The following is a 21,737-nucleotide window of genomic DNA, read 5'->3' as shown; positions in this document are numbered from 1 at the left end:
TCGGATTTGTAGTATAAAAGCCGTCCCGACATATGTCGGGACGGCTTTTTCGTTTTACAACAACCACGGTAATGAAGCGCTTATAGTTTATATTTGATGGATGCAAGGCGAAAGACAAAACGTTTATAAAGTATATGACAAGATAGCCGCCTGGTTTGCCGCCAACCGATATACCCGTTTAACGGAGAAAAAATACCTGGACGAACTTATATCGCGGTTACCGGCTGACGGTACTATACTTGATTTAGGTTGTGGAACCGGTAAACCGATATTGAAATATCTCCTGGATAAAAAATAAAAGTCACAGGTGTCGATGCCAGTAGCGAGATCTTAGGTATCGCCAAAACAAACTTCCCCGAAACCGAATTTATTTTGCAGGATATGCGCGAGCTTAAGTTAGATAGAAAGTTCGACGCTATAATAGCCTGGAACAGCTTCTTCCATTTGGCCGCCGAAGATCAGCCGGCTATGTTTGTAGTTTTTGCACAGCACCTTAGCCCAAATGGTATTTTACTTTTTACTTCCGGCACAGCGCATGGCGAAGCCTGGGGGATTAATGGGGGCGAACATGTATTCCATGGATCCCTAGATACTGCCGAGTATGAAGATTTGCTAAAAGCCTACAATTTTGAAGTTATAAAACACGTCGTCGATGACAAAGAGTGCGGTGCTACTGTTTGGATGGCGAGGTATATCGGGTAGTCACAAGCTAATAATACATAGTATCCTTATAAGGACGAACCTAAATTACTCCTTAATCGCTTTCCTTTTCGCAATAATATAACCAGCTATCTTATCAATATCCACCTTACTTATAGCGCCATTCCACGCCGGCATACCTTTATCTAACACCCCATTGGTTATGGTATTGATGATAGACTGTTTAGTACTGCCATGTTTTAAGGCGACGGTAACCAGGTTCACGCCTTTATCAGTTCCTTTCAAATTCTCGCCGTGACAGCTCGCGCACATTTGCTGGATCAGCATCGGGGTAGTCATTTTTACCGTAACCATTTGTGCAACCGTGTTGGCTTCAATTTTTTGCGTGGACAATAAATTGCCCTTACTGCCAGACGGGCGCATGCGCAGGATCATGTCATAATCCGGCCGCGGCTGTCCTTCGGCAGGGTCGACCTGGGAGGTGGAAAAATAGATATAACCATCGGGCCCGGTTACCAGTGAACGGATGCGGCCATATTGCTTCTTTAACAATACTTCCTGGTTAATGATCTTGTCATGATCCAGTGTTACCTTTAAAATGGATTCGCCACGCAGGCAGGCCACCAGTAGTTTGCCTTTTAACTGCGGAAACTTATCGCCTTTATAAAACATTGCTTCACTTGGGCCGATGGATGGCGTAAACTCGGCCAGTGGCGATAGCATGCCCTCACGGGTTAACTGGTGGTGGATGATGGGCCAGCCATAGTTCATGCCTTGTTTAATGATATTGATCTCGTCGCCGCCGGTGGGGCCGTGTTCAGAGTCGAATAATGTATTGGTGCCCGGCTCAAATACCAGTCCCTGCGGGTTACGGTGGCCATAGCTCCAGATCTCTTTGCGGGCGGTATCGTTATTAAAAAACGGATTGTCTGTCGGGATGGTTCCATCATCATTCAGCCTTAATATTTTGCCGTTAAGCGTTTTCAGGTCCTGCGCTAAAATCGCTTCGTCAGCATCGCCGGTAGTGATGTATAGTTTCTTATCAGGCCCAAAAACCAAACGGCAACCGGTATGGTTTTGATTGGCATGGATATCCTCCGTTATTAAAAAAGGTTTCAACAGCGTATCATTCCTAAACTCATAACGCACTACCTGCAATCGCATACGGGCGCCCAGCCAATAGTTGTTAGCCATATAAACAAAATGGTTATGAATAAAATCAGGATGCAGCACAAGCCCTAATAATCCTGTTTTGTTACGTTGCGGTATATCATTGATGATATAAACCGGTTTATTCACCAAATGGCCATTCCGGTAAATTCTCAGTTTGCCGTTGCGCTCGGTAAAAAGCAGGCTGTTATCCGGTAAAAAAACAAGCTGCCATGGCACCACTAAATCGCGGGCAAGCGTATCAATTTTATAACCGGTTGTATCATCGGCAGCAATAATAGTATTGCTTTTTTTACCGGTAACAAAAGCACTTAAAATAAACGCGGCAAAGCAAAATGCCAATAACCATTTTAATTTTTTCATGTCAGGGGACAGCTGGTGCCGTGGGTTTCAATAAATGATTGTCAAAGTAATAAAAAACCGGGATATTTTTAAAACTGTTTTTATCTCAATTAATTACTTTTAAATTTATATACCTAAGTTTGTTAGGTATATAAATATTTATATATTTGTTGTTATATGAGCACTAATCCGTTACTGAAAGGCACCCTTCAAACTGTTATTTTAAAATTGCTGGAAGACCATACAGAGATGTATGGCTATGAAATTACCCAAAAGGTAAAAGAGATTTCGGCAGGCGATGTCCTGCTGACCGAAGGCGCTTTATATCCTGCCTTACATAAGCTGGAAGCCGACGGCTTTTTAGAAACCTTTACCCAAATAGTGGATAACCGGGTACGCAAGTACTACCGCTTAACCGAACAGGGCGGTAAAGAAGTTACCAATAAAGTAACCGAGGCCGAAGCTTTTATTGACCAACTGCAAACTTTATTGAGCCTTAAGCCCGCTGTTAAATGAAGTAATGAATTTAAAGTAAATACCTAAACCAATGACACCAACCGCCGAACAAAAGCAATGGCTAAAAGATTACCTGCGCAAGGTAATGATGTATCGCGAAACCTATGAAGAGGTTTATGATCACATGCTGCTTGCGATAGAAAACCACCCCGAGCAGCAATATTTTGCGACTGTCGTTTTGGACATACTGGAAAAAGACTTTGGTGGTAACAACGGACTGTTAGTGCTTGAAGAAAACTGCAGGCGAGCTGTTGAAGCTACAGCCCAAGCCCGGTTTCGTAATAATTTTAAGCGCTGGTTTGTTCCTCCGCTGGTTATTGTTACCGCTGCTATGTTTATTGGGTTATTTTATTTGCAGCTTCCTAACGTTAAAACAGGTGGTGCGTTATTATTGCTTTTTGTATTGTTAGTTATTTTACCTACCATTATTTGTTCTGTAAGGGCGGCGCAGTTAGGCTATAAGTATGGCGAGAACAAAACATCTATCAAAGATGAAGTTTTTAGAAGACTGGCGTTTACTTCAGATCATGTTCTTTTGAAATTTCTTGTTACTTCCCAGATTGCTCAGCAGGCCACAAAATACTTGTTTATGCTAAATGATACTATTGGTATGACTGTAGGCATACTTTTAACTTTCTTATTGGTTTGGTTTGCTATCAGACGATTTAAGTTAAATCATAAATATGGAAAAGATAAAACGCCGCAAGGTGACGGTCTCCGGAGAACGCCTTTTCTGTGGAATCTCATTTCTATGCGGTTATTTATAGTACTGGTGGCAAGTGATCTGATTACAAGATATGGGTTTAAACAAGAACATTGGGCTACCGAAAAATTTATACCAGTTAACATAATTTATGGTATTGCTACGGGTGTTTTGGTATTAATGATCATCAATGTTTTTGCTGTGATCGAGCTGTATCGCAGCGAGTTTAAAACCAATATGATTATCAATTAAAAACATAACCTAAACCTTATCACAATTATAAACCAATGAAACCCACCGCACAAGAAAAACAGTGGTTACAGGAATACCTGTACCAAGCTTTGACATACCGCGAAACGTATGATGAAGTATATGACCACATTCTGCTGGCCTTAGAACATAAAGAGGCGCAACCATTTTTTGAAAGTACCGTTTACCAAATTATCGACGAAGATTTTGGCGGCAGCATCAATATGCTCAACATGGAGGTTGACTGCAGATCAGCAGTTGATGCGGAAGTGAAAGCGCAATATTGGCATAACGCGATAGAATGGCTTAAACCTCCGCTGCTTGGATATACAATTGTGATTTTGGCTATTATTTTCTTTTTACAAAGAAGCCGCTACGCTTTAATTGCACAAGGAATTTTTGCTTTAATTGTGATATTTGTACCTGTTATACTTATTTCTATTAGAAGCTTTAGCCTGGGTAAAAAATATGGAGATACAAAAGCATCCATACGTGATAGTGGTTTCAGATGGTTAATTTATGGTTTCTTTATAATTAATATGGTGCTTCTGCGACCAATTGTTATTTTGATAAGTTTTATTTTACAAGAAATGTTAGGTTACCCCACAAAGGAGGCTTATTTACATAGCAATTTTGCACTTTTTATAGGAACAACCATTTCTATGATATGGGTAATACATTTATTTTCGCTGGTAAAATTATATCGCGACGAATTTAAAACCGGAATGGTAACAAGTTAAAAAAGGGCTTAACTCCTCCTTCATAATTTAAATTCCTCATTAATTAAAACGGATACCCGATAGCCAAATTAAACACCATGTTTGAACCGTGCCAGCCTGACCCTGTATAGTCTACACCGTCTATAATACCGGTATTGTTTGATTTTGGCTTGATCAGCGGGAAACCAAAATCAGTACGTAATATCAATACCGAGAGGTCGAAGCGCAGGCCAAAACCGGCGTCGGCAGCTACCTGGCTCAGGAAGCTTTTGCTAAACGCGGCGCCCGGCAAGCCATAATGGCTCTTCATTAACCAGATATTACCCGCGTCGGCAAACAGCGCGCCCTCAACTATGCTAATCAGTTTTTGCCGGTATTCAATATTTGCTTCCAGTTTAATATCTCCTGATTCATCAGGCAAAAACTGAGTGCCATTGGTTACTGATCCCGGCGGATAGTATGAACCCGGGCCAATTGACCTGGCCTGGAACCCCCGCAAACTATTGGGCCCGCCGATAAAAAATTGCTGGCTATACGGTAAAATGGTTGAATTACCATACGGTAAACCAACATCAACCTGCATACGGCTGGCTATTTTGGCACCCGGCCAAAGTTTATAGAAATATCTCAGGTCGTTCTCAACTTTAACATACTGATTAAACGGCGTGCCAAAAATCTTCCTTACTTTTCCGTTTAAGGTGTCGGCGCCGCTAATGATACCATATAAGTTTCCGGACAGGCTTACCTTACCCTTATAGTAAATGCTATTGGTCCTGAATTCCTCGGTCGAGTTATCAAAGGTATAGCTATAGCTTGGGCCAAAAGTAAGCTGGTTATTAATAACGTGGGTTAAAGTGGGGTTACGCGTTTTACGGATACTATCCTGGTAAAGCTGGCTTACGTTGGCGGCGTCAACATAGGTTAACTCAATTAAATTAAGCATGTGCTGCTTATGCAAGTTTGGTTTCCATTGGTAGCCAAAAGCTGCATCAAACGAGTTTAGCCGGTATAGCTTTGTACGGTCAATAAGTGTATAGCCGGCAGTAAGAATGGTGCGGGGGATATAAGCGTTATTTGTTTTAATATCAATTGGTCCAACAATCCTGGGCCAGCTTATAGACGGTTTTACCCCAAACTGGAAAACGTTGAAACCGTTATTATAGCTGCCAAACTGCTTATCCGTACTGGTAAAGAAATTAACGGTGAATAGTTCGCCGCCTTTAAAAGTATTTTTGTTTCTGAAAGTAAGGTTAAACTGCGTACCGTCATAATTGGCCGAGGTTTGGCGCGCTACAATTTCGGCGGTGAGTGATTTTCGTTTAGCCTGCGTCAGGAAATAATAGATGTCCAGCTTCGGCGAGTCGGGGGTAACGTCCTCAAAACGGTTTTTCACAAAGCTAAACGGGCCCAATTCAATAAAGCGGTTAAGGCTGTTATTATGCGCAGTGCGGTTATAAATATCATTCGGATGCAGTAATACGGTATTTTTAAATATAAATGGCCGTACAGTTTTCTTCGGATCGATCACATTATACCAGGCATAATGCTCGGCTGAATCTAATTTAAGTGAAGTATCCCTTAAGGAGTATTTAGGATAAACATAGATATTACGGATAGAGTAGATCCATCGCGCCTGGTCGGGCGTGGTTTCTTTAACCTTCACAAACATGTCAATGGTATGGTTGGCTTTGGTGCTGTCATACCGCATGATCAGGTTATCAGGCGAGAAATAGAAGAACCCTTTTTCTTTCAACTTCGCATCTATACGGATGCGCTCATTTTTTATTACATCAAGGTCGTACCGGTCTCCAACTCTTAACAAACTCTCTTTGGCCGTACCTGCAACGGCGGTATCCAGGTCGTCTTTATCAGCAGGAAAAGTAATTTGGCGATAATGATAGGCCGGACCCGTTTGTACGGTATAAACCGCCTTAGCCAGCTTTGATTTTTTCTTGCTGACCGTATCGCCGCTTACCTCCGCTAAAAAATAGCCTTTGTTTTGCAGCCTGTTTTGTAAAATGCTGCTGTTCTTCACTAAATCAACAGAACTTATTAAAACAGGCGGCTCGCCAAAATGGGTATTTAAATAATGTCTTAGCCCCCTAACCTTATTGGTCCGGGTTTTATCGTATATCCATAGCTTATAACGCAGGCCCAATATGGTTGAATTAGGCGCCGGGCGCAATAATGATCCCAGATCGGCAGTGATGGCTTTAATGTCGCCCTTTTTAGAGTTTTGCTTATCGGTGATTTTTATTTGGCCGCCGGTGTATAGCTTTTGCCCAGGCCCCAGGTATTTAGTGGTGCTGCAGGCGCTTAAAAAAGCGGCAAATAAAATAATAAGTATATATCTAAGTTTGGCCATTGGTTAGTTTGATGTTTGTTTTTGTTCGGCAGGTTTATCAGCTGGTTGTACTACAGGGGCTACCTGGTCATCGTGTTGCTTATCAGCGGCTTTCTGCTCTTTCTTTTGTTCTTTTTGCTTATCGTTATACTCTTTTAACAACTGTTTGTCCCGTTGTGATTTTTTACGAAACAGCTCTTTAAAGCGATTATACTCATAGGTTAAAGAGAAACCTACGCCGGTTTCAATAACCTGCCCCTCAACCACAATAAATTCGTCGCGGCGGTAAGCGCGGATCATGTAACGGCCGTCGGCTGTTAGCTTATAGTTTACGGATAAATTACCGGCTATATCCGTGGTTTTTTGCCCCGGCTGATTTTGTCCCTCCAGGTTAAAGTTGTTGCCTATTGTAACAGTTAACCTGTCATTAAGGAATTGTTTGGACAGGCCTACATTCAAATCTGTCCGGTTTTGCTGAACACCTGATGAATAATCAGCGCCCGACGTTAAATCGAAGCTTAACTGTACTCCGCCTATCAGGTTACCGGCCAGTTTATTTAACTGGTCTGACAGCAGGCCGCTTACGCTGTTACGTATAGCGCCGTTAATGCCGGTGCCGCCCCCCTGGCTCTGTAACGGATTATCACCAATAAAGTGTCCCAGCACCAATACGCCCAGCACTTGTTTATTCATCTCGTTAGGATCCTGGCGTATCTGTGCCAGCCGGGTGTTTACGTTGCTGATTACATCAGGCGATACCGTGTAATTGTTGTCGGGCAGTACAATGTCAAAAGTAATATCCGGCTTTAATAGCTGGTTATTTAAATTAAGCAGTACATTAAACGGCAGCTTTTGCTTAAGCATGGTCGAGCTGGTGCTGCCATCATCCTGCTGGTTCACCAAATCAATAGGCGGTACATTGGCTACATAAATGGCGGTCAGATTTATGTTGGCCGTGGTAGGGTCGCCGGTCCAGGTAATCGAGCTGCCTTTTTTGAAATTGAATTTACGTTTTACAGTGGCATAAGCCAGGTTATACGAGCCATCTTCGACGGTATAGGTACCGGTTAAGCTGGTTTTGCCGCTTGGGTCAATGCCGCCGTTTAAGCGGGCTTCGCCCTGTAGCTGTACAACATCGCCATTACGCTCATCAATCACAATGGTGAATTTAGCCGCCTTATTAATATTGATGGTGGCGTTAACATCTAAACCGCTCAAACTGGTTTGTTTAAGCGAGTCAAGCCGCTTAGCCAGCATGATTGAATCTAACTTTGGTGCATTTTCATTAATAACCTCTACCACGCCCTTCCGGTCTTCAATACCAGGATCATTTTGGGGTAAGACAAAAGTCATATCGGTTTTATCATTCACGGTTAAATTGGCATCAACGCGCGGTGAATTTTGGGTGCCGCGGATCTGTATTTTGGTATCTATATAAAGCTTACCATAAAATAATTTATTATCCGCCTGGGTAGAGTTAACCGCCCTGAAATTGGTTGCATTAATATCAATGCCAAATTTAAAGTCGGTAAAGGTTTTAGTATACAGCGTGCCCGTTACAATAGCTTTATTGCCGGTCGAATCAACCAGGGTAAAATCTCTGAACAATATGCCATCTTCATTAAAGGTAATGGTTTCTTTAGGCATGGTGAAGTAGGAGTTAAGCATGGTAACATTAAACCCAACCTGGTTAAAGTTAACATCGCCGCGGACGACGGGTGTGGCAGTTGTGCCGGTTATGTGCAGCTGGCCCGTTACAATACCTTTGGCATTGCGGATGCTGCCAAAGCTAAAGCCCTCAATACTCTTCATGTTTAGTTTAACAATATTCAGGTTCAGATCAAACTTGCTTTCGGGGCTGGTATAATATATTCCCTGCAGGTCTACCTGGTTGCCCTTGCCGGTTATGCTCATGTTGGCGGCGTAGGCATTTTCTGTTTGATTGTTAACTTTTAGGGCGATATTTCCTACGGTATCGCCTTTAAAACTAAAATCATTGATGTTTAAAGCAGTGGTGAACTTCATTGATTTCTGAAAATCGCTGATATTGGCCTCGCCGTTAATAACACCGCCAACCTGTAAAGAATCCTGTTGGGCCATCCGGGTTAAAGTTTCAATATGGAAGTCGCGGAAGCTAACCGTTATGGGCGAGTTATACGCGTTCGAGCTGCTGTTTACGCTTAATACCTGGTTATTGTTGGTAATGGTAAAGTTGCGCGCCAGGATACCTTTGCTGCCAAATTGCAGGGCATTATCTGCATTAACTGCCCAGGGTATATAATTAAACATTACCCCGTCTTGCAGAAAGCTGAACTGGTATTCGTTAGGCAGTACGCTAAATATGCCGGCCATGCGGTAGCGTTCTTTCTTTGCGGCATCGCGCACCTGTACGTTAATATTTAACTTGTTGTTTTGGGCGCTGCCGCTTACGCTCGGGAAAAGCAGATCCAATGAGGAGGACATTTTAACTTCATCAACCGTTAAACTATAGTTAAGCGCGTTATTGCCGGTGTTGATAGCCAGCTTGCCATTGTTTATTATTTCGGTACCGTAAACTATTTTAGGCATGGTGCCATTTACCACAAATTCGCCGGTGGCGCTGTTGAAGCGGCCCGTAATATTAACCGGGTCTAACTGTTTAAGCGCCGGCATAAACTGGGTGAGCAACGGGGTTTTCATTATCCGCAAGGCAAAAGTAAATTGTTGCGGCGAGTAGGCCGGTTTGGTTTTAGGCGCTGCCTTACCCAAATTGGTATCAAAATATTTGCTGATCAGATCCTGCATGGCGGGTGCAACTTGTGTTAGTTTATACTTGCCGCCCATACGCGCGTTTAAGAACGGTGTTTTTAAACGCAGGGTGCTGCTGTCGGCAGTAGCGGTAGAGACCAGGCTGATGCTATCAATACGAACGCGCCGGGCACTATCTACTACCAATAAATCAGTCACTTTAATGTTGGCATTCAAATAATCCGGGTCGGCGGTTGGTATATCTGCAACCACTTTACCATGAAGCCGTAAAGTTGACGCGGTAAGATGCAGATTTTTAAGGTTGATGCTATCCAGCATTAAATTAGCTTTTATTGATGGATATTTTTTGTTCAGGTTAGCTTTGGCATTCAGCGTAAAACTGATATTGGCATCTCTCATGCGCGAAACCACGGTATAATTACCGTTGGCAGCCGTACCTTTAAGTTGCAGGTTCTGATAATTATAACCTTTAACGTAAGCTTTGTTTACTGTGCCGTTAAACTGCAGGCTGGCCGTTTTAGGATCAAGCCCCCGGCCCTTAATATTTGCAGAAAGTGTTACCATACCTACCATTTGCGGCTGTTTGGTAAAGGCACCTACGTTTAAATTGTTTGCTTTTATATTGACGGCATAAACCGCCCCGGTTTTGCTGCTGCCGTTTTTCATCGACGCGGTCAGGTCTGCAGCTCCATAGGTCGACCGCAAATTTAATTTAGTGTTGAAATTACGCATGCCGCCCTTAAAATTACCTTTAAGGTTCATGCTTGCCGGGATACTGATTGAGGCCGGGATTGTACCGGCGGGAACCAGCTTGGCTATATCGGCGGCGCTGGTGTTAAAGTCGGCAATGTTTACGTCAAAATAAGCCTTGTTCAGATCCGGCAGCCCCTTTAACCTGGCCGAGGCCTTGATGTGGGTATTGTGTAAACCGCGAATTTCCAGGTAAGGGATATTTAGGTTATTAACCTGTCCGTCAACTTTTCCATTAATTAAAAATACCGAGTTTGGGGAATGCTTAAAGGGCTCCATACCGGCCATGGCGGGCATCAGCAATAAAACATCTTTTAAATTGATCCTGGTGCCGTCAACATTGGCATTAACATGTAACAGGCCAATATTTTTGGTTATAGCCGCAATAGATGGATAACTAACATGTACCTGCTTTTGTATGATGGTTTGCGGTGTTTCAACCAGCAGGTCATTTAAATAAGCGCTGGTTGGCCCGTAGAAAAATTTGGTGTGGAACCTGTTGATTGCTAATCCGCTTTTTTCAGTAAAGGTAAATGAATTGATATTACCCGACAACGTTTCCGGACTGTAAGCGATGTTTTCAGCGTCGGCATTCAAATTACGGATATGCATGTGCGCGAAATCCAGGCCCCTGGCCATTGGTGCCTGTGCCTCGTTATCAAATTTCAGGTCATCATTAACCAGCGTAATTTTGCCCAGTGTTGCAATCCAGCCTTTTTTATTGGGGTTTGATGTCAGCGTGTCTAATTTCTTGATGGCTTTAACAACCGCCTTTTTAACGGTTTGCGGTTTGGCAAAAGTCAGCGCTGCTTTGGTATCATTTAAAGCAATGCTTTTAATACCTGCCTTTTGGTTTTTCAGGTCGATCTTATCCATCTCCACCAAAAATTTGCTCAGGTTTATATTGGCTGCCATTTCGCCGCTACGATAAACCACATATATTTTTGATACATCAATGGTGCCCAGGCTAAGATCCATATTTAAGGGCTTTACAGCGGTATCAATTTTGGCGGCCTGCGCAATTGACGACCCCATGGGCGTTTGTATTATACGGGCATTAACCCCCGACAGGTTGATCTTGGGGATTGTAAATTTCATTTTGTCCATATCAAAATCCTTGATACGGGTATCAAAATGGCCCAGCAGAAATTTAACGTCATTTCCGGTGGTCAGATCTTTATAGGATACATTGATCCGGTCGAGGACAATTTTATCCATCGTGAATTTCATGGTCGACGTGGTATCGGTAGGCTTAACTTCTTTTTTCTGTTCGCCTGCAAAGGCTTTCAGTATATAATCAAAATTAAAAACACTGTCTTTGCCACGGTTAATTTTTGCGGTTATGCCCTGCAGGTTAAGCTCATTGATCTCAACTTTATGATGCAACAACTGTAACATACTGATGTCAACCTTTAGTTTATCGCCTGCTATAAGTGTGTCTTTTTTCTGATCTTCAAAATAAACATTTTCTAAAACCAGCAGCTTGGGCAGCCCCAGGCTTATGTGGCCAATTTCAACTTTAGTATGAATTTTATTTTGTAAAAAAGTTACCGCTTTGTCTTTTACCAGGTTTTGTACGGCGGGCACCTGTATTAAAATTACTACAAGTAAAACCAGAAAGATTACACTTGCAATTATCCAAAGAATGGTTTTTAAAGCTATACGTCCAAATCGTCCCAATTTTATATTAATTTCAAAGGTTAAGTTGTTATAGTTGTTATATAATCAAATAGTATGCCTCACCCCCAGCCCTCAGCAGGTGGGCGGGGGCTTACCATAGCTAATTTACCTTAATATGCCCCTCTTTTGACGCCGGGTTGGGTCGAGGTTCAATTTTTCAACAACGCTTATCCAAACTTGTTTTTTTGGTAGATTTGTATTTATTCAAAATCCATAAATTACGATGCCCGATTTTTCGCACTTACACGTACATACCCAGTTTTCATTACTTGACGGTGCCGCTGATATCTCAAAATTATATAAGAAAGCGGCGGCAGATGGAATGAAGGCCCTGGCTATTACCGACCATGGTAACATGTTTGGTGTATTTAAGTTTGTGGCCGAGGCCGGTAAGCATAACATCAAGCCAATTGTTGGCTGCGAGTTTTACGTAGTGGAGGACAGACATAAGAAACAATTCACTAAAGAGAAGAAAGACGTACGACGCCACCAGCTATTCCTGGCAAAAAACCCCGAAGGGTATAAAAACCTGGTTAAGCTATGCTCATACGGTTATATGGAGGGCCTTTACAGTAAATGGCCGCGTATTGATAAGGAACTGATATTAAAACATCATAAGGGATTAATTGCCACTACCTGCTGTATTGGCGCGTCGGTACCGCAAACCATTTTAAAGGGAACACCTGAAGAGGCCGAAGCCGAATTTAAATGGTGGCTTGACCTTTTTGGTGAGGACTATTACATCGAGCTGCAACGCCACGAGATCCATGAGCAGGAGATTATAAATAATACCCTGCTTAAATACGCTAAAAAATATAATGTAAAAGTGATTTGTTCTAACGATTCGCATTATGTGGATCAGCAGGACTCGAATGCGCACGATATTTTATTATGCGTAAATACCGGCGATATGCAAAGCACGCCGATTGCCACTGATGAAGAGGGCGGTAAGGGCTATCGTTTTGGTTTCCCTAATGATCAGTTTTATTTCAAGACACAGGAAGAAATGGGCAAACTGTTTCATGACCTGCCCGAGTCGTTGGATAATACCAACGAAATTGTTGACAAGGTAGAAGTGCTTAAATTGAAACGCGATATCCTGCTGCCCAACTTCGTTATCCCGGATGAATTTAAGATCCACAAAACTGCCGACGCGGATACGCTTAACCAGTGGGAATATTTAAAACATTTAACGTTTACGGGCGCTAAGGAGCGTTATAAAGATATTACGCCCGAGGTTGAAGAACGGATAAATTTCGAGCTGTTTACTATACGTACCATGGGCTTTGCCGGCTACTTTTTAATTGTGGCCGACTTTATTAAACATGGCCGTGATATAGGTGTGTTTATTGGTCCGGGCCGCGGGTCGGCAGCGGGGTCGGTGGTGGCTTATTGCACTGGCATCACCAATATCGACCCGTTGAAATATAATCTCCTTTTTGAGAGATTTTTGAATCCTGATCGTAAATCGATGCCGGATATTGATACTGATTTTGACGATGCGGGCCGCCAGAAGGTGATAGACTACGTAGTTGAAAAATATGGTAAGAACCAGGTAGCGCAAATTATTACTTATGGCTCCATGGCAGCCCGTACAAGTATACAGGATGTGGGCCGGGTACTGGACATGCCTTTGTCTGATGTTACCGCGCTTAAAAAACTGGTGCCCGATACCCTGGGGATCAATTTAAAACAGGCTATTGAGCAGGTGCCCGAGCTACAGGTTATTTATAAATCAACCGATTTAAAAGGGATTGTATTGCGTGAGGCCGAAAAGCTGGAAGGCTCTGTACGTAATACCGGGGTGCATGCGGCAGGTATTATCATTGCCCCCTATGATTTGACAGATATTGTTCCGGTTGCTACGGCAAAGGACTCTGACCTGTTGGTTACCCAGTATGACGGCCGGGTAATTGAAGATGCAGGGGTTATCAAGATGGACTTTTTAGGGCTTAAAACCCTTACCATCCTTAAAGACGCATTGAGGCTGATCAAACAGAACCACGGGGTACACATTGATATAGATTATATCCCGCTGGATGACCAGCTAACTTTTGAGCTTTACCAACGCGGTGATACCAACGGCACATTCCAGTTTGAAAGCGACGGGATGCAAATGTATCTGCGCGATCTGAAGCCCGATAAGTTTGAAGACTTAATAGCCATGAATGCCCTGTACCGGCCGGGGCCGATAGAATATATACCATCCTTTATCAAACGTAAACACGGTTATGAACCTGTAGCGTTTGATTTACCGGATATGGAAGAATACCTGGGCGAAACTTATGGTATCACCGTATACCAGGAGCAGGTGATGCTTTTATCACAAAAGCTGGCTGGCTTTAGCAAAGGCGATGCCGACGTTTTGCGTAAGGCCATGGGTAAAAAGCAAATTGAGGTATTGAACAAAATGGAGGCCCAGTTTATGGATGGCGCCATAGCAAAGGGCCATCCCAAAGATAAGCTAACCAAGGTTTGGAACGACTGGAAGGCGTTTGCCCAGTATGCGTTCAATAAATCACACTCTACCTGCTATGCTTTTGTGGCTTACCAAACCGCCTATCTGAAAGCACATTACCCGGCAGAGTATATGGCCGCAGTATTAAATAACCAGAACAACATGGAGAAGATCACCTTCTTTATGGAAGAATGCCGCCGTATGGGTGTCGAAGTTTTGGGACCTGATATTAACGAGAGCGATATGGCATTTACTGCCAACAAAAAAGGAGTGATCCGTTTTGGCTTAACCGGTGTTAAGGGCGTAGGTGATAAAGCGGTTGAAAGCATTATTGAGGAGCGTGCAGAGCGCGGCCCTTATAAATCTGTATACGATTTTGCACAACGGTCAAACACGCGCAGCGTTAACCGCAAGTCGTACGAGAATCTGGTTTATGGCGGCGCCTTTGATGAGTTCGGGATAAATCGGGCGCAGTTTTTTGCTAAAACGGAAAACGGCTTATTAACCGGCGTTGAACGCCTGATAAAATATGCTAACGATTATCAGAATACACAGAGCACCACGCAGTCGTCGTTATTCGGCGGATCAGTGGCCTCTTATATCCCCGAGCCACCAATGCCCGAGGCTGAAGAGTGGCCGCTGATTGAGAAGTTGAAATACGAAAAAGAAGTTATCGGGATTTATTTAACCGGGCACCCTTTGGACAATTACAAGCTGGAGATGGAAAAGTATTGCAATACCACCATCAGCGAGTTAAAGAATATGCAAAAGGCGCGGTCGGGCGAGGGGGGCGAAGAAGTGATGGCAGCGTTTGCACAGTTGCGTAAAAGGGGCGAGATTTGCATTGGCGGCCTGGTTAGCAACGTACAGCATAAAATGACCAAAACCGGTAAACCATTTGGAACCTTCGTGTTGGAGGATTACAACGAATCGTACGAGTTTGCGATGTTTGGCGAGGACTATGTGAAATTCAGGAACCTGATGGTTGACGGTTATTTTCTGCACATCAAAGGAACCATAGAAGAGAAGTTTCGTCAGAAAGATAACTGGGACCTGCGGATAGCCACCATGAGCCTGCTGTCAGAAATGCGCGATAAGCTTACCAAATCATTAACTGTATACCTGGAGCTGCATAATTTAAACGATCAGCTTTTAAATAATATCCAGGACGTTATTGAAACCAATAACCAAAAGTACCCAATGAAGAACTGTACCCTGAGGTTTAAGATCCGTGACGAAGCGATGCTGGTTGAAATGCCATCAAAAACCTATAAGGTAAACCCAAGCGATGATTTAATGGCGGATATTTTGAATGTGACCAACAGCGCTGCGGTGCTGAATTAACTTATTAAAAATTGGTGAGAGGTCCCTGCACTTCAAAGTAACCGGTGTATGGATTTCTCACTACTGCCCGAAATGACAGCTGCGGTTAATCTACATCCGCCAGTTCAATAGCATCCCAGGTTTGCTTTTTATACTGGTTAAACATTATCCAGTTAATCAATAACATAGGTATAATTAGCAGCCATACCACATTCTCCCATTTCGCGATAAATACGTGCCCAAAACCTAAAGCGGCAACAAGTCCCAGTATCACAAAAGATATGATCATTTTGCCGCCACCGGCTTTTACCATTATCGGTTTTGAAAAAGGCAGGCCCTTTACCATAAAGAGCGCCATCAGCATACCATAAATAGTGCTCACGGTAAACGCCAGTATAACATCATTAATGGTTGACGGCCCCCATATAAACAGCATTGCCATACTTATAATCAGGCAATAAGGTAAAAAGTAGATCACTATAATGGCTTTATACATACCGGCTAATATTTTACCGGGCTGATCAATCGGCAGTGTATAATAAACCCATGCAGATTTATATTTAGCAGACTGTGATACATTTTGCAAAATAGACGACAGTACAAACGTAGTCAGATAGATCAGGAAGATATAGGTGGTATTATGCTGCATCCGTTCATATTTATCAGCAATAGTTTCTCCCTTTCCGTTAAATGCGAAGTATAAAAAATAAATAGGCACATAAGCAAAGGCCGGGAAAACCTTCATTTTAAACTCGCGTGTGCGGGCCGCCAGTTTCCAGGTTATTTTAAAGCCCGCATTTTCAATGGCATCCGGCGCAACCAGGTTGGCCAGTTTATCCCTGAAATCAGTTTTATAGGTTTTGTTGGTGACGCCGCTGTCACCATCGGCCGTACTTACAATAGCCAGTTTTCGGTTAAAGCCGGGTGCCAGCACTTTTGCCACGAACCAGATACCGGTGATAGGGAAGATCAAACCAATAACGGCCAATGCAATAACCGTAAAGTTAATGCGGCCGGCATGAAATATAGCTTCATTTAAACTGGCTATCCAAACAGGTGGCAGCAGGCAGGTCCATTTATGGCTTAGCACATCAACATTTTTAATGGTAGATATATTGATTAGCCTGGGTACCAGGTAGTAAATAGCAAATATGGTTATAGAGAAAGTTATTTGTATGTAATTGATGATGTCCTTAAATTTTTGCGGGCTCACCAGTTTTATCAGGATAAAATAAACCAGGTTAACCAATAATACACTTAATAAAGTAGCCTCAATAACCTGAAGAAAAAATAACGGTATGGCAGGCAGGCCATCAATAAAGGCAATTAATAATATGCCGGGTAAACCCTGGTACAGCGCTATCCGGGTTATGTAAAGTGTAATATGTAAAAAGCGGGCCATGGCTACTGTACGGTCGTTAACCGGTCGCGGGGCGATGATAAACTGGTCGCGGGTATCAATTAAAACGCTGGTAAAGTCTGATATGAGCGTTAACGCCATCATCACCATAAAAATAGAAAAGTAGAGCGTTTGCCCAACCAGCGGCTTGTTTGAAATAAACAACAAAGCGCCCATAACGCATCCCATAACAACGATCAGGAAATTTGCCAGGAATGAACTTTGCACCTTACCTGATTTAGCCTTGCGGCTGGTAAATACGGCCTTGGGCCTGCGGTTATCTATCAGCAACTTTATGCGTAAAATTTCATGCAGTTGCATAACATCAACACCGGTTTTCTCGAGCAGCGGGTTTAACAGCCCAACCAGTTTTAGTAAAAGCTTATCCATCGGCCTTATTCAAACGCGTTAATAATAGCGTCCGTTTCAACTCCGGATTCTTCGCGGCCGGTAAGTTTTGAAAAGATCTGCTCCAATGTATCGCTGTAATTTTGTTTTAAAGACTCGAATGTGCCATCGGCAATGATCTCGCCTTTATTAATCAGCAGGATCCTGTCTGATACTTTTTCAACTACATCCATCATGTGCGAGCAGTAGAAAATGGTTTTCCCTTCTTTTGATAAACGGGTGATGAGCTCCTTAACCAAAATTACCGCATTTGCATCAAGGCCGGACAGCGGCTCGTCCAATATCAGGATCTTTGGATTGTTAATGATCCCTGCGATTAATAACACTTTTTGTTTCATGCCTTTAGAGAAAGTGTCCATGCGGTCATTAATATTGGCGCCCAGGCCAAAGGCCGTTACCAGCTTAACTACGCGCTCGCTAAGTACCGGCTCCTGCATGCCGTATAGCTTACCAATAAAGTCGAGATACTCCATGGGCGTGAGCACATCATAGATCTCGGCATTTTCGGGTACATAGCCTATCAATTTTTTTATCTCCTGCGGATTTTCTGCCAGGTTCATCCCATCAACAATTACCTCACCTGTAAATTCGGGGATCAGGCCGGTCAGTATTTTTACGGTGGTTGATTTACCGGCGCCATTGGGCCCGATATAACCGATCACCTGTCCCGGGAAAATGTCAATAGACAGATTTTTGAGAACCTGTTTGCTGTCGTAAAACTTGCTTAAGTTTTTTATCTGGATGATAGGCTGGTCGTTCATGAGGTGTTTTTAAAACGACTGTAAATTACAATTTTTAGGAATGAAAATTAATAGATTGCAATTTTTTATAGCGTTTACACTGAAAGAAACGGTCACATTATTTTTCCGCCGTCTATTTTAGTAAAAACAGGTGTTCACATTGAAGCAAAGGGGTATTCATTTTTAAAAATGAGAACTGTAAACAGTAATTTATTGTCACCCCAAAATCAAAGTGTATAAATAGTAGCATTGTTAGTAATTTCTTTGTCAGATTGTCAGGTCAGCATTCGTGGCAAGCAATTTGAATACTATATATTTGTATAACAATAAATAAAAGAACATGGCTTTAGAAATAACAGACGCAAACTTTGAGGAGCTTGTGCTTAAATCAGATAAACCCGTATTGGTAGACTTTTGGGCAGAATGGTGCGGCCCTTGTAGAATGGTTGGCCCGGTAGTTGAAGAAATATCAAAAGAATATGCAGATACAGCAGTTGTAGGCAAAGTAAATGTTGATAACAACCCTGGTATCTCTGTAAAATATGGTATCCGCAATATCCCTGCCTTATTATACTTTAAAAACGGCGAGATCGTAGACAAACAAATAGGTGCTGTTCCAAAATCAGTTTTGGCCGGTAAATTAGATAAGCAACTGGCTTAACCAGCATATTAAAGTTTAAAAAAGCGTTACAATTTGTAACGCTTTTTTCATTTATATAATTTGTACTTTAGTGGTAATGAAGCCGGCGGGATGTATTATTGATACACACTGGTGGTTTTGTTGAATCGGTATGTCGCAACTAAATGATGATCAGCAAATAAGGCATTTAGCCAATTTGGAGTTATTGGCCCGCCAGGTGGTTGAGGGCTTTATCACCGGTTTGCACCAAAGCCCTTTCCACGGTTTTTCGGTTGAGTTTGCTGAACACCGGCTGTACAACAACGGTGAGTCGGTTAAAAATATCGACTGGAAGCTGATGGCCCGTACCGAGAAATTATTCGTTAAGCAATTTGAAGAAGAAACCAACCTGCGCTGCTATTTGCTGTTGGATACCTCGTCGTCAATGAATTTCCCTGACAAAGGGATGGATAAGCTGCAATTTTCTATATACGCCATAGCGTCATTAATGTACCTGTTTAAAAAACAGCGTGATGCTTTTGCGCTGGGCCTGTTTTCTGAACAGGTTGACTGGATAAGCCCGGTAAAATCAACCTCAAGCCATTTGTTTTACCTGTATGCCGAGCTTGAAAAACTATACAGTAATCCTAAAATAAATACAACAACCAACATAACCAGTGTACTACATCATGTAGCCGAGCAGATCCACCAGCGGTCGTTAGTCATTATATTCAGCGATATGTTGGAGAATAATTTGGATTCTGAAAAAATGCAGGCGTTATTTGCCGCTATTCAGCATTTAAAATATAACAAGCACGAGGTGGTGATATTTAATGTAAACGATAAACAAAAAGAACTCGATTTTAATTTTGATAACCGCCCGCACCATTTTATCGACATGGAAAGCGGTCACGAAGTAAAGGTGCATCCCGGTAAAATACGCGGGGCTTACCAAACCTCTTTAAACCATTACAAGCATCAGTTGGAGCTTAAATGCGCGCAATACCATATTGATATGGTTGACGCTGCTATACAGGACGGCTATTATAACATCTTAAAATCATATCTCATCAAACGAAACAGCATGATTTAACGTATAATCATTAGCTTAATGGTTAATGGGGTGCGTGGTTAAAACCATGGGCTATAATTAATTAAAAGGTTTCTGAAATTACTTCAATCAATTTGAACAAGTTTGTGTTAATTATAAAACGTACTATTTATATATGAAGTTATCTGTTGAACGTAAACCCGTAAGAGTTAATCCAGATCCAAAACGTGTTATAGCAAGATTCTTTTTTAACGGAAACGACCGAGCCAAAGAAGTATTAGAGCGTGTAATAAGTATAAGCGAGGAAGAAGCATTTAGCATCATCTCGCCACTATTGCAGGAGTATTCTAAACGTCACCGTAATATAACCCGGGTTTTAAACCGCCATTGCAGTAAACTAAAACCATTTTTTGCCGAATTGAATATTGATTATGATACACTGACGGTGTATCGTAAACTGCTTATCGGGTCTTATTTCACGCATGAGTATTCAATCGAATCAGCAGCATTTTTTAATCCGTCAATAGTTCAGGACCCAGATCAAACGGAGCTTTCAGAAGGCGAGCGAAGGGTGATCATGAGTTTCAGGGCGGTAGGCGAGGGCCACATTTCATCTATCACTTTCCGCCGGGCTTTGATCGATAAGAGTAATAACATCACGGTTTTACCTGCCGGTAATTATATTGATGAGGCCGAGATTGTACGTAATGCGGTTTATAATAAAAAGTTATTTTTTGATAAAGCCGCTATCACCCAAATAAATATTGATGTATTGCACGAGCTGGAATCAAAGCTCGATCATCATTTTGAATATTCAAACCTGCGCCGGATAATTATTGATTCGCAAAAACTGCAGGAGAGCGATATGAAGAAACTGGAGTATGATAAAGTGCTTTGGCTGGCCGATTCATACTACGAAATTGTATTTTCATTGGATACCGATATATCAGACAGGGTAATCTTCCCGATATCTGAGTACGAACGTAAAGGTATAGAGGATGCACGTTTTGTTGAATTTATGAATGAGGATGGCAGCCGTGTTTATTATGCAACCTATACGGCTTATGATGGCGCGTTAATCATGCCTAAGCTATTGCAAACCACTGATTTTTATAATTTCAAGATCATGCCGTTATATGGTGCCGGTGCCCAAAACAAAAACCTGGCGCTTTTTCCGCGTAAAATAAATGGCAAGTATGTGATGATATCGCGTATTGATGGCTGCAATAACTATATCATGTACTCGGATAAGATCAATATCTGGGAGAAACCCATATTACTGCAAAAACCTAAATTTAGCTGGGAGTTTGTACAGATAGGTAACTGCGGATCGCCGATTGAAACCAAACACGGCTGGATTGTAATTACCCATGGCGTAGGCCCTATGCGCCGGTACGTGCTGGGCGCCAGTTTGCTTAAACTTGATGATCCTGAGGTAGAAATAGGCAGGCTGAGAGAGCCTATATTGATCCCCAACAGCGACGAGCGCGAAGGTTATGTGCCTAACGTGATCTATTCATGTGGTTCAATCATCAATAATAATAAATTGATCATCCCTTACGGATTGTCGGATTATTCTACCTCGTTTGCCGAAATCGATCTTGACGAACTAATAGCAAAGTTTAAAGAAGATGCTACCGTAACCAAAAAAGAAAACAAACAGGTAGCAGTATAATATTTGCGAAGTTCCACAGCTTCTTAAGTACCCTTCAATAAAATATGTACTGAAAAGTATACGCATGCGGGTGGAAGATATCCACCCGCTAAATGCTCTCATTATCCCAAAATCACGCTTAAAGCCCTTTTTTATTTATTTATCAACATATCAAAAAATGGCATATCCATTGTTATGTACCTA

At 42.3% G+C, this 21,737-nt stretch carries 14 protein-coding genes; 9 read left to right on the top strand and 5 right to left on the bottom strand.

Features of this window, described 5'->3' with window-relative positions:
* The first annotated feature begins 100 nt into the window (after positions 1 to 100).
* Together LJ658_RS03225 and LJ658_RS03220 are read left to right on the top strand one after the other, a co-directional pair.
* On the top strand, positions 101 to 298 hold the full coding sequence (locus tag LJ658_RS03225; protein ID WP_230545029.1) for a hypothetical protein: 198 nt from the start codon (positions 101 to 103) through the stop codon (positions 296 to 298).
* A complete protein-coding gene (locus tag LJ658_RS03220) occupies positions 295 to 702 on the top strand; it encodes a trans-aconitate 2-methyltransferase (protein WP_370632940.1) in 408 nt (135 codons plus the stop codon). The genes LJ658_RS03225 and LJ658_RS03220 overlap by 4 nt, the downstream gene beginning before the upstream one ends.
* A gap of 45 nt (positions 703 to 747) precedes the next feature.
* On the opposite strand, the gene LJ658_RS03215 is transcribed toward LJ658_RS03220, so the two are convergent.
* On the bottom strand, positions 748 to 2,193 hold the full coding sequence (locus LJ658_RS03215) for a PQQ-dependent sugar dehydrogenase (protein WP_230545027.1): 1,446 nt from the start codon (positions 2,191 to 2,193) through the stop codon (positions 748 to 750).
* A 156-nt stretch (positions 2,194 to 2,349) separates the two neighbouring features.
* Here LJ658_RS03215 and LJ658_RS03210 point away from each other — a divergent pair, with 156 nt between their 5' ends.
* The 3 genes from LJ658_RS03210 to LJ658_RS03200 all read left to right on the top strand — a co-directional run bounded on the left by LJ658_RS03210 (position 2,350) and on the right by LJ658_RS03200 (position 4,380).
* Complete coding sequence (locus LJ658_RS03210) at positions 2,350 to 2,688, top strand: PadR family transcriptional regulator (protein ID WP_230545026.1); 339 nt, start codon at positions 2,350 to 2,352, stop codon at positions 2,686 to 2,688.
* Between the two features lie 85 nt (positions 2,689 to 2,773).
* Positions 2,774 to 3,643, top strand: coding sequence for a hypothetical protein (locus tag LJ658_RS03205; protein WP_230545024.1), 870 nt, complete (start codon positions 2,774 to 2,776; stop codon positions 3,641 to 3,643).
* Positions 3,644 to 3,678: 35 nt separating this feature from the next.
* The gene (locus LJ658_RS03200) at positions 3,679 to 4,380 is read left to right on the top strand and encodes a hypothetical protein (protein WP_230545022.1); all 702 of its coding nucleotides are present in this window, start codon (positions 3,679 to 3,681) and stop codon (positions 4,378 to 4,380) included.
* Positions 4,381 to 4,423: 43 nt separating this feature from the next.
* On the opposite strand, the gene LJ658_RS03195 is transcribed toward LJ658_RS03200, so the two are convergent.
* Complete coding sequence (locus tag LJ658_RS03195) at positions 4,424 to 6,724, bottom strand: BamA/TamA family outer membrane protein (RefSeq protein WP_230545021.1); 2,301 nt, start codon at positions 6,722 to 6,724, stop codon at positions 4,424 to 4,426.
* Between the two features lie 3 nt (positions 6,725 to 6,727).
* Positions 6,728 to 11,881 (bottom strand): translocation/assembly module TamB domain-containing protein, encoded by a 5,154-nt coding sequence (locus LJ658_RS03190; protein WP_230545019.1) that lies wholly within the window; start codon positions 11,879 to 11,881, stop codon positions 6,728 to 6,730.
* A 223-nt stretch (positions 11,882 to 12,104) separates the two neighbouring features.
* On the opposite strand from LJ658_RS03190, the gene dnaE reads away from it, so the two are divergent.
* Complete coding sequence (gene dnaE, locus LJ658_RS03185; RefSeq protein ID WP_230545017.1) at positions 12,105 to 15,683, top strand: DNA polymerase III subunit alpha; 3,579 nt, start codon at positions 12,105 to 12,107, stop codon at positions 15,681 to 15,683.
* An 85-nt stretch (positions 15,684 to 15,768) separates the two neighbouring features.
* On the opposite strand, the gene LJ658_RS03180 is transcribed toward dnaE, so the two are convergent.
* Together LJ658_RS03180 and LJ658_RS03175 are read right to left on the bottom strand one after the other, a co-directional pair.
* Positions 15,769 to 17,451 carry a hypothetical protein gene (locus LJ658_RS03180; RefSeq protein ID WP_230545013.1) on the bottom strand — a complete coding sequence of 561 codons (1,683 nt, stop codon included), beginning with the start codon at positions 17,449 to 17,451 and terminating at the stop codon, positions 15,769 to 15,771.
* 5 nt (positions 17,452 to 17,456) lie between these two features.
* Positions 17,457 to 18,230: an ABC transporter ATP-binding protein gene (locus LJ658_RS03175; RefSeq protein ID WP_230545012.1), complete on the bottom strand. Its 774-nt coding sequence runs from the start codon at positions 18,228 to 18,230 to the stop codon at positions 17,457 to 17,459.
* Positions 18,231 to 18,549: 319 nt separating this feature from the next.
* Here LJ658_RS03175 and trxA point away from each other — a divergent pair, with 319 nt between their 5' ends.
* The 3 genes from trxA (at position 18,550) to LJ658_RS03160 (ending at position 21,554) form a co-directional block, all read left to right on the top strand.
* Positions 18,550 to 18,870, top strand: coding sequence for a thioredoxin (gene trxA / locus LJ658_RS03170; protein ID WP_214071573.1), 321 nt, complete (start codon positions 18,550 to 18,552; stop codon positions 18,868 to 18,870).
* A gap of 130 nt (positions 18,871 to 19,000) precedes the next feature.
* Positions 19,001 to 19,921, top strand: a complete 921-nt coding sequence (locus tag LJ658_RS03165) for a DUF58 domain-containing protein (protein WP_230545010.1) — start codon at positions 19,001 to 19,003, stop codon at positions 19,919 to 19,921.
* A gap of 133 nt (positions 19,922 to 20,054) precedes the next feature.
* Positions 20,055 to 21,554, top strand: coding sequence for a glycoside hydrolase family 130 protein (locus tag LJ658_RS03160; protein ID WP_230545008.1), 1,500 nt, complete (start codon positions 20,055 to 20,057; stop codon positions 21,552 to 21,554).
* Positions 21,555 to 21,737: the final 183 nt, after the last annotated feature.

This window comes from Mucilaginibacter sp. UR6-11 (assembly GCF_020880695.1).
GTDB lineage: Bacteria > Bacteroidota > Bacteroidia > Sphingobacteriales > Sphingobacteriaceae > Mucilaginibacter.
Note: the sequence above shows the minus strand (reverse complement) of the source record. Positions and strands in the feature narration are given on the sequence as shown.